At 70.7% G+C, this 12,009-nt stretch carries 13 protein-coding genes; 4 read left to right on the top strand and 9 right to left on the bottom strand.

Features of this window, described 5'->3' with window-relative positions; all coding sequences use genetic code 11:
* Nucleotides 1-90 precede the first annotated feature (90 nt).
* The gene (locus tag OEIGOIKO_RS22720) at nucleotides 91-996 is read left to right on the top strand and encodes a MaoC family dehydratase (protein ID WP_125058875.1); all 906 of its coding nucleotides are present in this window, start codon (nucleotides 91-93) and stop codon (nucleotides 994-996) included.
* A gap of 238 nt (nucleotides 997-1,234) precedes the next feature.
* Here the strand turns inward: OEIGOIKO_RS22720 and OEIGOIKO_RS22715 are convergent, their stop codons facing one another.
* A complete protein-coding gene (locus OEIGOIKO_RS22715; protein WP_371858956.1) occupies nucleotides 1,235-1,897 on the bottom strand; it encodes a TetR/AcrR family transcriptional regulator in 663 nt (220 codons plus the stop codon).
* A 140-nt stretch (nucleotides 1,898-2,037) separates the two neighbouring features.
* On the opposite strand from OEIGOIKO_RS22715, the gene OEIGOIKO_RS22710 reads away from it, so the two are divergent.
* Nucleotides 2,038-2,925 carry an alpha/beta fold hydrolase gene (locus OEIGOIKO_RS22710; RefSeq protein WP_125055583.1) on the top strand — a complete coding sequence of 296 codons (888 nt, stop codon included), beginning with the start codon at nucleotides 2,038-2,040 and terminating at the stop codon, nucleotides 2,923-2,925.
* Nucleotides 2,926-3,042: 117 nt separating this feature from the next.
* On the opposite strand, the gene OEIGOIKO_RS22705 is transcribed toward OEIGOIKO_RS22710, so the two are convergent.
* From OEIGOIKO_RS22705 to OEIGOIKO_RS22685, 5 genes are all read right to left on the bottom strand, one after another.
* A complete protein-coding gene (locus OEIGOIKO_RS22705) occupies nucleotides 3,043-4,407 on the bottom strand; it encodes a dicarboxylate/amino acid:cation symporter (protein WP_125055582.1) in 1,365 nt (454 codons plus the stop codon).
* Between the two features lie 399 nt (nucleotides 4,408-4,806).
* The gene (locus tag OEIGOIKO_RS22700) at nucleotides 4,807-5,097 is read right to left on the bottom strand and encodes a DUF4229 domain-containing protein (protein ID WP_125055581.1); all 291 of its coding nucleotides are present in this window, start codon (nucleotides 5,095-5,097) and stop codon (nucleotides 4,807-4,809) included.
* Between the two features lie 108 nt (nucleotides 5,098-5,205).
* Nucleotides 5,206-5,733 carry a GNAT family N-acetyltransferase gene (locus tag OEIGOIKO_RS22695; protein WP_125055580.1) on the bottom strand — a complete coding sequence of 176 codons (528 nt, stop codon included), beginning with the start codon at nucleotides 5,731-5,733 and terminating at the stop codon, nucleotides 5,206-5,208.
* Nucleotides 5,734-5,937: 204 nt separating this feature from the next.
* Nucleotides 5,938-7,104, bottom strand: a complete 1,167-nt coding sequence (mqnE, locus tag OEIGOIKO_RS22690) for an aminofutalosine synthase MqnE (protein ID WP_125058874.1) — start codon at nucleotides 7,102-7,104, stop codon at nucleotides 5,938-5,940.
* 159 nt (nucleotides 7,105-7,263) lie between these two features.
* Nucleotides 7,264-7,719: an Lrp/AsnC family transcriptional regulator gene (locus OEIGOIKO_RS22685; RefSeq protein WP_030017842.1), complete on the bottom strand. Its 456-nt coding sequence runs from the start codon at nucleotides 7,717-7,719 to the stop codon at nucleotides 7,264-7,266.
* Nucleotides 7,720-7,850: 131 nt separating this feature from the next.
* On the opposite strand from OEIGOIKO_RS22685, the gene OEIGOIKO_RS41730 reads away from it, so the two are divergent.
* Nucleotides 7,851-7,988 carry a hypothetical protein gene (locus tag OEIGOIKO_RS41730; RefSeq protein WP_170251817.1) on the top strand — a complete coding sequence of 46 codons (138 nt, stop codon included), beginning with the start codon at nucleotides 7,851-7,853 and terminating at the stop codon, nucleotides 7,986-7,988.
* Here the strand turns inward: OEIGOIKO_RS41730 and OEIGOIKO_RS22680 are convergent.
* Nucleotides 7,985-8,656 (bottom strand): UbiX family flavin prenyltransferase, encoded by a 672-nt coding sequence (locus tag OEIGOIKO_RS22680; RefSeq protein WP_125058873.1) that lies wholly within the window; start codon nucleotides 8,654-8,656, stop codon nucleotides 7,985-7,987. The genes OEIGOIKO_RS41730 and OEIGOIKO_RS22680 overlap by 4 nt on opposite strands.
* A 166-nt stretch (nucleotides 8,657-8,822) precedes the next feature.
* On the opposite strand from OEIGOIKO_RS22680, the gene OEIGOIKO_RS22675 reads away from it, so the two are divergent.
* Complete coding sequence (locus OEIGOIKO_RS22675) at nucleotides 8,823-9,428, top strand: rhomboid family intramembrane serine protease (RefSeq protein ID WP_125055579.1); 606 nt, start codon at nucleotides 8,823-8,825, stop codon at nucleotides 9,426-9,428.
* A 180-nt stretch (nucleotides 9,429-9,608) separates the two neighbouring features.
* Here the strand turns inward: OEIGOIKO_RS22675 and mqnP are convergent, their stop codons facing one another.
* Together mqnP and OEIGOIKO_RS22665 are read right to left on the bottom strand one after the other, a co-directional pair.
* Entirely contained in the window at nucleotides 9,609-10,532 is a 924-nt protein-coding gene (mqnP, locus tag OEIGOIKO_RS22670) for a menaquinone biosynthesis prenyltransferase MqnP (RefSeq protein ID WP_125055578.1), read from the bottom strand.
* A 2-nt stretch (nucleotides 10,533-10,534) separates the two neighbouring features.
* A complete protein-coding gene (locus OEIGOIKO_RS22665) occupies nucleotides 10,535-11,992 on the bottom strand; it encodes a menaquinone biosynthesis decarboxylase (RefSeq protein WP_125055577.1) in 1,458 nt (485 codons plus the stop codon).
* Nucleotides 11,993-12,009 lie beyond the last annotated feature (17 nt).

Genomic DNA, 12,009 nt, shown 5'->3' with positions numbered 1-12,009 from the left:
CCCGAGCACACCGCTCCGCCGGCCGGGCGCCTGATGGCGGCCGACGTACCGGGCGGCGCGACCACCGGCCTGACCCGCGCGCCGCGGCTGATGTCCGTACTGGCCAAAGGCGTGCTGACCGGCTTCGGCAAGCACCCGCGGCCGGACGCCGCGCTGCCGCGCACCCGCCTCGTCCTGCCCGCCGTCCGCATCGGGCTGGGCCGGGCCGCCACGTACGCCCGGGTCTGCGGGTACGACGCCACGGAGCCGCTGCCCGTGACCTATCCGCACATCCTCGGCTTTCCGCTGGCCGCCCGGCTGATGAGCGCGCGGGACTTCCCGCTGCCGATGCTCGGCCTGGTGCACACCGGCATCGAGATCACCCAGTACGCGCCGCTGCATCCGACCGACACGCTCGAACTGACGGTGTTCGCGGGCGCGTTGCGGCCGCACCACCGGGGCACCGAGGTGGTGATGACCACCGAGGCGCGCCGTGGTGGCGCGCTGATGTGGCACGACCGGAGCACGTACCTGGCACGGCACCGGCCGCCCGGGGGCAGCGGGCCGCGCGGGGACGGCGCCTCCGCCTCCCCCGGCTCCTCCGCCTCCCCTGCTTCTCCCAACCCCTCCGCCCCGCCCGGCCCTTCAGGCGGCGCCCGGGAACTGCCCGTACGCGCCCGATGGCGCCTGCCAGCCGACCTCGGCCGCCGCCACGCCGCCGTCTCCGGCGACTACAACCCGATCCATCTGCACGCCCTGACGGCCCGCCCGCTCGGCTTCCCGCGCGCCATCGCGCACGGCATGTGGACCTTCGCGCGCTGCGCCGCCGAGGCGGTGCTGCCGGGTACGGCGACGCTGCGCATCTCGGCGGAATTCCGCTCCCCGGTCCTGCTGCCCGCCACCGTCGCGTACGCCTACGAGACCACGCGCAACGGCGGCACGTTCCAGTTGCGCGGCGTGCCCGAGGGGCGGCGGCCCCGCGTCCACCTGGAGGGGCGGGTGGAGACGGACGTGTGACGCCTACCGGCCCGACTCGGCCCAACCCGACTCGGTCCGACCCGGCTCGGCCCAACCCGGCTCGACTCCGCCTGGCCCGCCCCTGCTCCGCCCCACCCAGCCCGGGAGCACCCGACTCACCCCGGGTCGGCGACCCGGCGCGCGCCCAGGAAGAGGCGGATCACCCCGGCCCTGCGGCCCGGCGCACCCCTGGGAAGAGACGGCCCACCCCGGCCCCGCACCCCGGCGCGGCCATCCGTCACCCGCCCGGCGACCAACGCTCCCCGTCCATCAGCCGGCCCAGCCCGGCCCAGGCGAAGTTCATCAGCGTCGCCGCCGTCTCCTTGGCCGACGGGCGCTCCCCCGGCACCGCCCCGCCGTCCCGTCCGTTGGCCCAGTCGGCCAGTGATTCGGCGGCTCCCACCAGCGCGTGCGCCAGGCCGGAGACTTCGCGCGCGGCCGGTTCCCGTCCGCAGCCCGCCTCCTGGGCCGCCGCACCGATCATCGCCGTGACGAACTCGACGATCTCCGCCCGCATCGCGGCGACTTCGACCGCGAACGGCTCTCCCTGCGTACGGGCCTGCTGGTGCAGCACCGCCCAGCCGTCCGGATGCTCGGCCGTATGCGCGAAGAATCCTTTCAGCCCGCTCCAGAGCTGCCGGTCGGCGGGCGCGTCCGGCTCCACCGCGGCCCGTACGGCCTCCGCGAGCGCCGCCGACTCCCGCCGGATCACGGCGCTGAACAGCTCCTCCTTGGAGTTCAGGTACAGATAGACCAGCGGCTTCGACACCCCCGCCACCTCGGCGATCTCGTCCATCGAGGCCGCCCGGTAACCGCGCCGCGCGAAGGTCAGCACGGCCGCGTCGAGCATCTGCTGCTCCCGTACGGCCCGCGGCATCCGCTTGCTCTTCACAGCTCCCACGCCCATTGCCCTTCCGTCCCACCCCTTTACCGCCAAGTAAGTTTACGTTTTCCCGCCTTGTCCGCCGCCTCTTGACGCGATCGCTCCGTTAGCGAGACGATACGACTCGTCTCGCTGATTCGGCCGGAAGGAACTCCCCCATGCACCAGGCACACCAGCAGTTCGTCGAGGCGGCTCCCGGCGTACGCCTGTGGACCGACCGGCGCGGACCGGCCGACGCGCCCCCGCTGCTGCTGGTCATGGGTGCGCAGGCGTCCGGCCTGGGCTGGCCGGAGCCGTTCGTGGACGCGCTCGCCGTCCAGCACCGGGTCATCCGTTACGACCACCGCGACACGGGCCGCTCCACCTGGTCCTTCGACGAGCGGCCGTACCGCATCACGGACCTGGCGCAGGACATCGTCCGCGTCCTCGACGGCCTCGGCGTCGAGCGGGCGCATCTGGTGGGACTGTCGCTCGGCGGGATGCTGACGCAGATCGCCCTCGCCGACCACCCCGACCGGGTCCTGAGCGCCACCCTGATGGGCACCAACGCGATGAGCACCACCCCGTACACCCGCCCGGACGGTGTCCAGGTCCCCGTCGACGACCTGCCCGGCATCGCCCCGGAAGTACTGGAGATGTGGGCCCGCCCCGTGGAGGACCACGGCCTGGAGGCCGAACTCGACCGGCGCGTGGAGCACTGGCGGGTCCTCAGCGGCGGACAGCTTCCCTTCGACCCCGCCCACTACCGCGCCCTGGAACGCCGGATCATCGAGCACACCGGCCGCTACGACGTCTCCGACGCCCCCGCTCGCGCCGACCACTCGGGGATGCTGCGCACCGAAGCCCTGGCCGCCAACCAGGTGCCCACCCTGGTCATCAGCGCCCCGGCCGAACCGGTCTTCCCGCCCCCGCACCCGCACCACCTCACCCAGGCCGTCGGGCACGCGCACCTGGTGGAGATCCCCGGCATGGGCCACGCCCTGCCGCCGGAGGTCCAGGGCCCGCTGGCGGAGGCGATTCTGGCGCATACGGCGAAGGCCGGCTGAGCCGGGCAGGACCGGGCCGCCGCACGCTGAACGCCGGACGGGCCGGGGTCGCCCCCGGTCCGTCCGGCGTTCAGGTCACTGTTCAGGTCGATACGGCCCCGCGGCCGGTGTCCGCGTTCAGGCTCCGGCAGGCGCCGGTACCGATACCTTCTGCTCCGCGTCCGCCTCCGTGACCGCGCTGTCCTCCAGCTCCACGCCGGCCGCACGGGCGTACGCGTCGCGGTCCAGGATCTTCTCCTTGGCCGAGACCAAGATCGGTACGACGACCTGGCCGGCCACGTTCGTAGCCGTCCTCATCATGTCCAGGATCGGGTCGATGGCCATCAGCAGGCCGACGCCCTCCAGGGGGAGGCCGAGGGTGGACAGGGTCAGGGTCAGCATGACGGTGGCGCCCGTCAGGCCGGCGGTGGCCGCCGAGCCGATGACCGAGACGAAGGCGATCAGGATGTAGTCGCCGACGCCCAGGTCGACGTCGAAGATCTGCGCGATGAAGATCGCGGCGAGCGCCGGGTAGATCGAGGCGCAGCCGTCCATCTTGGTCGTCGAGCCGAACGGCACCGCGAAGGACGCGTACTCCTTCGGGACGCCCAGGCGCTCGGTGACCTTCTGGGTCAGCGGCATGGTGCCGACCGAGGAGCGGGAGACGAACGCCAGCTGGATGGCGGGCCAGGCGCCCTTGAAGAACTGCAGCGGGCTCACCTTGGCGAAGGCCGACAGCAGCAGCGGGTAGACGCCGAACAGGACGATCGCGCAGCCGACGTAGATGTCGACGGTGAAGGTCGCGTACTTGCTGATCAGGTCCCAGCCGTAGTCCGCGATGGCGTAGCCGATCAGGCCGAGCGAGCCGATCGGGGCGAGGCGGATGACCCACCACAGGGCCTTCTGCAGCAGCTCCAGCACGGAACGGCTCACGCGCAGCACCGGCTCGGCGCGGTCGCCCAGCTTCAGGGCCGCGATGCCGGCCACCGTTGCCATGAAGACGATCTGCATGACCTTCAGGTCGGTGAAGGGCGTGACGACGTCCTTGGGGATGATCCCGGTCAGGAAGTCGATCCAGGAGCCGGCGTGCTCGGGGAGCTTGCCGTCCTTGGGGGTCAGGCCGGTGCCCGCGCCGGGGTTGCTGATCAGGCCGATCGCCATGCCGATGGCGACCGCGATCAGCGAGGTGACCATGAACCACAGCAGGGTGCGGGTGGCCAGCCGGGCCGCGTTGTTGACCTGCCGCAGGTTGGTGATCGAGACCAGGATGGCGAAGAAGACCAGCGGCGCCACGGCCAGCTTGAGCAGCTGGACGAAGAGGCTGCCGATGGTGTCGAGGGTGGTCTTCAGCCAGGAGACGTCACCGCTCTTGGCGATCCAGCCGAGCAGCACGCCGAGGACGAGGCCGAGCAGGATCTGGGCCCAGAAGGGGACCTTGGGTATGCGGCGGGAGGTTCTGGCGGTCTCGGGCGACCGCTCGGTCTCGGAAGACGTGGTGGACAACGGACACACTCCGGGGACAGACAGGCGTCGAAAGGTGAGGAAACGGCGGACAGCGCCAGGAGAAAGGAGGTCCGTATCGATCCGTACGGGATCTCCGGCCGCTGCGGTGAAGGGAGTCAGCGGCGGCAACAGGCCGCGGACATGCAGCGGCAAAGATCGACGTGCAGGCGCGCCACGAGCGGGACGCCCGTGGTGTGGTGGTGCGCTGCTGCTGTCTTCATGTCGAACACGTTAACACTTGAACTTTGGGGAACCCAAAGAAATTCTTTGGGAGGGGGAGGTCGACGGCGTCCGGAGTGTCCGGTGATACGCGTGATGCCCCGCCGTGGAGGGGTTGCTCCACGACGGGGCATCCGTCGCTGTGAGGCGCCTTACAGCGCCGCCGGGGGTGTCGCCGGACTACAGGAGGCCGTCCTCCTGGCGCGCGTTGGCCGCGATGCGGGCCTTCTGCCGGTCCACCTTCGCCACGATCTGCTCGGACATCGCGTCCCGCTGCTTGCGCAGCAGCACGAAGCTCAGCGGCGCGGAGATCACGATCGCGAGCAGCAGCAGCCACACGGCGTTGGAGCTGCCCACGCCGAGCGGGATGACGTGGAAGTACGCCAGCGCCCAGACCAGCGCGAAGCACACGACGAAGATCCCCAGACGCAGGGCGGTGTAGCGGAGCGTGGCGAACTTCTGGCTACTCACGGGCGGACCTTCTTCACGACGACTACCGAAAGGGTCTGACTCCAGTCAAGCACAGCCCGATTCGTGATCTTTTCGGACCCCTGCCGCGGGCCGGGACGCGGCGCGCCGTCAGGCCAGTTCGCGCCACATCGTGATGTCGTCCCGGTAGTCGTCGTCGGCCAGTTTGATGGCCGACGGCACCCGGCCGACCTCCTTGTAGCCGCAGGAGGTGTAGAAGCCGTCGACGCCGGTGCCGCCGCGGCAGGTGAGGCGGACGCCCTTGATGCCGTCGGTCGCGCGGGCGGCCTCGTCGACGGCCGCCATCAGGGCGCGGCCGGCGCCCTGCCCCTGGAGGGAAGGGTGCACCATCACGGTGTAGACCCACAGCCAGTGCTTCATCAGGCGGTGCTGGTTGAGGTGGAGGAACGCGGTGGCGAGCACCCGGCCGTCGTGCGCGTCGCGGCCCGCGATCAGGCGGGCGCGCCCCTCGGACATGGCCACCAGGTGGGAGAGCAGGTCGGGGCGGACGTCCTCGGCCGTCACCGGCGGGACGAACCCGACGGCACCGCCCGCGTTGGACACCTCGGCCCACAGCGTGCGGATGCCGTCGGTCAGTTCGGGGGTGACGGCGGGGTCGAGGTCGAAGCGGAGATCCATGGTGCGGACCCTAATCGCTTCGGGTGACACCCGTCCCTGCCGTTTCGCCTGCCCCTGCCGTCTCGTACGGATCTGCTGTCGCGTACGGCCTGACCGTCCCGCCCGGCCCTGCCGTCGCGTACGGCCTGACCGTCCCGCCCGGCCCTGCCGTCCCGTACGGCCTGACCGTCCCGCCCGGCCCTGGCGTCCCGTCTGCCCCTGGTGTCACACCCGCATCGGCTGCGGTGCCTCGCGACGCTCCGCGTCCGGGCCCGGGTACTCCCGGATGATCTCGTAGCGGGTGTTGCGCTCGACCGGCCGGAAGCCCGCGTCGCGGATCAGTTCCAGCAGGTCGTCGCGGGTGAGCTTGTTCGGCGTGCCGTAGTTGTCCGCGTCGTGCGTGATCTTGTACTCGACGACCGAGCCGTCCATGTCGTCGGCGCCGTGCTGCAGCGCGAGCTGCGCGGTCTGCACGCCGTGCATGACCCAGAAGACCTTCACGTGCGGGACGTTGTCGAACAGCAGCCGGGAGACCGCGAAGGTCTTCAGCGCCTCGGCGCCGGTCGCCATCGTCGTACGCGCCTGGAGCTTGTTGCGGACCTTGCCGTCCTTCATGTCCACGAAGTCGTGCTGGTAGCGCAGCGGGATGAAGACCTGGAAGCCGCCCGTCTCGTCCTGCAGCTCGCGCAGCCGCAGCACGTGGTCGACGCGGTGCCGGGGCTCCTCGATGTGCCCGTACAGCATCGTCGCCGGCGTCTTCAGGCCCTTCTCGTGCGCCAGGCGGTGGATGCGCGACCAGTCCTCCCAGTGGGTGTCGTGGTCGACGATGTGCTGGCGCACCTCCCAGTCGAAGATCTCCGCGCCGCCGCCGGTCAGCGACTCCAGACCGGAGGCGATCAGCTCGTCGAGGATCTCGGAGGCGGGCAGCCCGGAGATCTTCTCGAAGTGGTGGATCTCGGTGGCGGTGAACGCCTTGAGGGAGACCGTGTCGGGCAGCGCCTCCTTGAGGGCGCTGAGCGAGCGCGGGTAGTAGCGCCACGGCAGGGTCGGGTGCAGGCCGTTGACGATGTGCAGCTCGGTGAGCTTGTCGCCCTCCATCGCCTTGGCGAGGCGGACGGCCTCCTCGATGCGCATCGTGTACGCGTCCTTCTCGCCCGGCTTGCGCTGGAAGGAGCAGTACGCGCACGAGGCGGTGCACACGTTGGTCATGTTGAGGTGACGGTTGACGTTGAAGTGCACCACGTCGCCGTTCTTGCGGGTGCGCACCTCGTGGGCGAGTCCGCCCAGCCACGCCAGGTCGTCGCATGCGTAGAGGGCGATGCCGTCCTCACGGGTCAGCCGCTCCCCGGACCGGACCTTGTCCTCCAGCTCGCGCTTGAGACCCACATCCATGGATGCAGTCATCCGGCCGCCTCCCATATCTCTGCCAAAATCGGGCTTCACCGAGCGTACTCCCCCGTTTTCCGGCCCGGCCGGGCCCCCATGCCTGTACGGCCGGGAGCCCGCCGTACAGGCCCGGGAGCGGGGTCGCGCGTGTCGCGCGGCGGCCGCCTACGCGTCCTCGGGCAGCTCGCCCACGCGGTTCTCCCACTTGGTGGAGAGCACGATGGTGGTGCGCGTCCGGGAGACGCCCTTGGTGCCCGAGAGCCTGCGGATGGTGCGCTCCAGCCCGTCCACGTCGCCGACCCGGACCTTGAGCATGTACGAGTCGTCGCCCGCGATGAACCAGGCGTCCTCGATCTCCGCGAGGTCGCGCAGCCGCATCGCCACGTCCTCGTGGTCGGCCGCGTCCGACAGCGAGATGCCGACCAGGGCGGTGACGCCCAGGCCGAGCGAGGCCGCGTCGACGGTCGCGCGGTAACCGGTGATCACGCCGGCCGCCTCCAGGCGGTTGATCCGGTCGGTGACGCTGGGCCCGGACAGGCCCACGAGCCGGCCCAGCTCCGCGTACGAGGCCCTGCCGTTCTCCCGCAGTGCCTGGATGAGCTGCCTATCTACGGCATCCATACGCCCCTGACCTTCCATTCACTCTGCAATCCCGGCTTTTACATGTAGAATCTAAGGCATACAGGGGCTGCGACCCTGTAGAACCGTCAATCCCAGTTGATCAAAGACGATCTTTCCCAGGAGATGTCACCGTGTACTCGATCGAGATGGCCTACGCCCGCATGCGCGAGCTGCAGGAGCTGGCCAATCGTTCTCGTGCTCACCGTCCCGCCGCCACCCAGGGCAAGCGCCGCTTCGGCCGCAACGGCTCCACCGCCGAGAAGCGCTAGTTCCCCTCCTTGGAGCCCGAACCGAGCTCCCCTTCCCACCGCCGGTAGAGCCGGTGCGGCACATCCGCCGCGTCCAGCACCCGGCCCGCGACGAAGTCCACCAGATCCTGGATGTGCGTCGCTCCCGCGTAGAACGCCGGCGAGGCGGGCACCACGACGGCGCCCGCCTCGTCCAGCGTCACCAGATGCCTGAGGGTCTGCCCGTTCAGCGGGGTCTCCCGCACCGCGACCACCAGCCTCCTGCGTTCCTTGAGCGTCACGCTCGCCACCCGCTGGAGCAGGTCCTTCGACAGCCCCAGCGCCACGCCCGCCACACACGCCGTGCTGGCCGGCACGATCAGCATCCCCTTGACCGGGTACGAGCCCGAGGACGGCCCCGCGGCCAGATCACCGGCCGGCCAGTACCGCACCAGGTCCAGGTCGGCGTCCGTGATGCCGAACGTCCCCGGCTTGCCGTCCGCGCCCCGCGCCAGCCACTCCCGCAGGTCCGCGCGCCAGTGCGCGTCCCGGAAGGAGATGCCCGTCTCGTCCAGCAGCGTCAGCCGCGAGGCCCGGCTGACGATCAGGTCCACCGCCTCGCCGGCCGCCAGCAGGCCGCGCACCACGGACGCCGCGTACGGCGTGCCGGACGCGCCGGAGACACCCACCACCCAAGGGCGGCGGGGCACGTCGGCGGACCCGGCGGCGGGGCGGGCGGGGGGCCCGCCGGGCCTTGCGACGCCGGGCTGGCTGGGGTTGTCGTCCTGCGGTTCCACGGTTCGAGCCTATCCGGCGGAACCATCGGACCCCGCACGGCCGTTTGTTCCAGTGAACGGGGAAGGGGAGGTGCCGCGGATGATGACGCGAGCGCTGGAGCGGGCCAGGCCCGCCGCCGTACTGATGCTCGGCTGGGTCGCCCTGCTGTGGGTCCTGGAGATCGCCGACGCCGCGTCCGGCAACGCGCTGGACACCTTCGGCGTACGGCCGCGTGAGATGAGCGAGCTGGCCGACGTGCTGCCCGCCGCCTTCATCCACTTCGGCTTCGACCACCTGACGGCCAACACCCTGCCGCTGCTGCTCCTCGGCTTCCTCGCCGCGTTCCGCGTCGGCCTGCGCCGCTTCGTCGGGGTGGCCCTGCTGATAGCCCTGACCAGCGGCCTGGGCGTCTGGCTGACCGCCCCCGCCGGGAGCAACACGGCCGGCGCCTCCGGCGTCGTCTTCGGCCTCTTCGGCTATCTCCTGATACGCGGCTTCATCGACCGCAAGCCGCTGGACATCGGCCTCGGAGCGCTGGTCGCCGTGGTGTACGGCTCGATCCTGTGGGGCGCGCTGCCCACCGACAGCGGCATCAGCTGGCAGGGCCACCTCTTCGGGCTGGTGGGCGGCGTCCTGGCGGCGTTCGCCTTCCGGCAGCGCCCGGCCGAGCGGATACCCGGGGTGGACACCCGGGCGGTCCCGTAACCCGGGCGGGCCCGTGGGCGGCCCGTAGGCGGCTCGGCGCCCGGACTGTGCGGTGGTGGTGGCGACGGCCGCCAGAACGTACGACGCTCCGGAGGCAGCCGCCCCCGGAGCGCCACGGCCCGGACCGCCAGACCGGTCAGCCCGGCCGGTTCCGTCAGACCGTCCAACCGGCCGGTTCCGTCAGACCGTCAGACCGCGAACGAACAGGTCGAGCAGTGCGCAGACGAACAGCGCTATCCCGATGAATCCGTTGACCTGGAAGAAGGCCCGGTTGAGCCGGGAGAGGTCGTGCGGCCGCACGATCGTGTGCTCGTAGAGGAAGGCAGCCACGACGATCACCAGACCGATCCAGAAGAACACTCCGGCGTGGGTGGCGAGCGCGTACCAGACCAGCAGGGCCGTGGTGACGGCGTGACAGGCGCGGGCGCCGTGCAGCGCTGCCGGGATGCCGAAGCGGGCCGGGACGGACTTCACGCCGTGCGCCCGGTCGGCCTGCACGTCCTGGCAGGCGAAGATCAGGTCGAAGCCGCCGATCCAGACGCCGACGGCGCCCCCGAGGATCACCGCGTCCCAGGACCAGGACCCCGTGACGGCTATCCACGCGCCGATCGGGCCGATCGCCTGGGCGAGGCCCAGGATCGCGTGCGGGAAGTTCGTGAACCGCTTCCCGTACGGGTAGACCACCATCGGGATCACGGCGACCGGCGCCAGCGCCAGGCACAGCGGGTTCAGCAGCGCCGCGGCGCCCAGGAAGAACACCACGGCGATCAGGGCGCCGGTCCACGCGGAGCGCACGCTCACCGCGCCGGTGACCAGCTCGCGGCCCGCGGTGCGCGGGTTACGGGCGTCGATCTCCCGGTCGATGATGCGGTTGGCGGCCATCGCGAACGTCCGCAGGCCCACCATCGCGACGGTGACCAGCAGCAGCTCGACCCAGTGGACGCTCTTGTCGGAGCCGTGCATCGCGGTCAGCGAGGCGATGTAGGCGAAGGGCAGCGCGAAGACCGAGTGCTCGATCATCACCAGGCGCAGGAAGGCCTTGATCTTGCCGGGCGGTGCGGGTTCGGGGGCGAAGAGATCCGGTGTCGCTGAATCGGCGCTCATGTCTAGAACCCGTACTCCTTCCAGCGGCGGTCGACCTTCGCCGCCGTCTCGCGGTCCGACTCGACCATCTCCGGCCAGCCGCCGTCCCTCGTGTAGCCCTCCTCGGGCAGCTTGCGCGTCGCGTCGATACCCGCCTTGCCGCCCCAGAACTGCTGGTACGAGGCGTGGTCCAGGTGGTCGACCGGGCCCTCGACGACGGTCAGGTCGCGCGCGTAGTCCGTGTTGCCGAGGGCCCGCCAGGACACCTCGTGCAGGTTGTGCACGTCGCAGTCGGCGTCGACCACGATGATCAGCTTGGTCAGCGACATCATGTGCGCGCCCCAGATGGCGTGCATCACCTTCTGGGCGTGCTTGGGGTACTTCTTGTCGATCGAGACGATCGCGCAGTTGTGGAAACCGCCCGACTCGGGCAGGTGGTAGTCCACGATGTCCGGCACGATGATCTTCAGCAGCGGCAGGAAGAACCGTTCCGTTGCCCGGCCCAGCGGCCCGTCCTCCGTCGGCGGCCGGCCGACGACGATCGACTGGAGCAGCGGCCGCTTCCGCATCGTGACGCAGTCGATGGTCAGCGCGGGGAACGGCTCCTGCGGTGTGTAGAAGCCGGTGTGGTCGCCGAAGGGGCCCTCCGGCAGCATCTCGCCCGGCTCCAGCCAGCCCTCCAGCACGACCTCGGCGTTGGCCGGGACCTGCAGCGGCACGGTCTTGCAGTCCACCATCTCGATCCGCTTGCCCTGCACGAACCCGGCGAACAGGTACTCGTCGATGTCGCCGGGCAGCGGCGCGGTGGAGGCGTACGTCACGGCCGGCGGACAGCCGAAGGCGATGGCGACCGGCAGCTTCTCACCGCGCTTGGCGGCCACCTGGTAGTGGTTGCGGCTGTCCTTGTGGATCTGCCAGTGCATGCCGATGGTGCGCTTGTCGTGGCGCTGGAGGCGGTAGAGGCCCAGGTTGCGTACGCCGCTCTCCGGGTCCTTGGTGTGGGTCAGGCCCAGGTTGAAGAACGACCCGCCGTCCTGCGGCCAGGTGAACAGCGCGGGGAGCTTGTCCAGGTCGACGTCGTCGCCCTGGAGCACGACCTCCTGGACCGGAGCGCTGTCGCCCTTGACCTTCTTCGGCGGTACGTGCGTCATGTTCGCGAGCTTGCCGAACGCCTCTCGCACCCCGACGAAACCCTGCGGCAGCTCGGGCCGGAGCAGTCCGCCGATCTTGTCGCTGATGTCGTCGTACGACGTCAGGCCGAGCGCCTTGAGCAGCCGGCGGTCGGTGCCGTACACGTTCATCGCCAGCGGCATCGACGAGCCCTTGACGTTCTCGAAGAGCAGCGCGGGACCGCCGGACTTCTGCACCCGGTCGACGATCTCGCCGACTTCCAGGTACGGGTCGACCTCGGCCTTGATCCGCTTGAGGTCGCCCTCCCGGTCGAGCGCGCGCAGGAACGAGCGAAGGTCGTCATAAGCCATGCGTTCCAGTATCCGGT

Origin of the sequence: Streptomyces paromomycinus, assembly GCF_003865155.1 — a bacterium.
Lineage (GTDB): Bacteria > Actinomycetota > Actinomycetes > Streptomycetales > Streptomycetaceae > Streptomyces > Streptomyces chrestomyceticus.
This window is presented reverse-complemented; position numbering and strand designations above follow the sequence as displayed.

What these genes read in the sequence shown, in the direction of transcription:
- OEIGOIKO_RS22720 (WP_125058875.1), top strand. Translation starts at nt 91, where the DNA reads ATGTCCGTACTGGCCAAAGGCGTGCTGACCGGCTTCGGCAAGCACCCG.
- mqnP (WP_125055578.1), bottom strand. Translation starts at nt 10,532, where the DNA reads ATGAGCGCCGATTCAGCGACACCGGATCTCTTCGCCCCCGAACCCGCA.
- OEIGOIKO_RS22685 (WP_030017842.1), bottom strand. Translation starts at nt 7,719, where the DNA reads ATGGATGCCGTAGATAGGCAGCTCATCCAGGCACTGCGGGAGAACGGC.
- mqnE (WP_125058874.1), bottom strand. Translation starts at nt 7,104, where the DNA reads ATGGATGTGGGTCTCAAGCGCGAGCTGGAGGACAAGGTCCGGTCCGGG.
- OEIGOIKO_RS22675 (WP_125055579.1), top strand. Translation starts at nt 8,823, where the DNA reads ATGATGACGCGAGCGCTGGAGCGGGCCAGGCCCGCCGCCGTACTGATG.
- OEIGOIKO_RS22695 (WP_125055580.1), bottom strand. Translation starts at nt 5,733, where the DNA reads ATGGATCTCCGCTTCGACCTCGACCCCGCCGTCACCCCCGAACTGACC.
- OEIGOIKO_RS22710 (WP_125055583.1), top strand. Translation starts at nt 2,038, where the DNA reads ATGCACCAGGCACACCAGCAGTTCGTCGAGGCGGCTCCCGGCGTACGC.
- OEIGOIKO_RS22665 (WP_125055577.1), bottom strand. Translation starts at nt 11,992, where the DNA reads ATGGCTTATGACGACCTTCGCTCGTTCCTGCGCGCGCTCGACCGGGAG.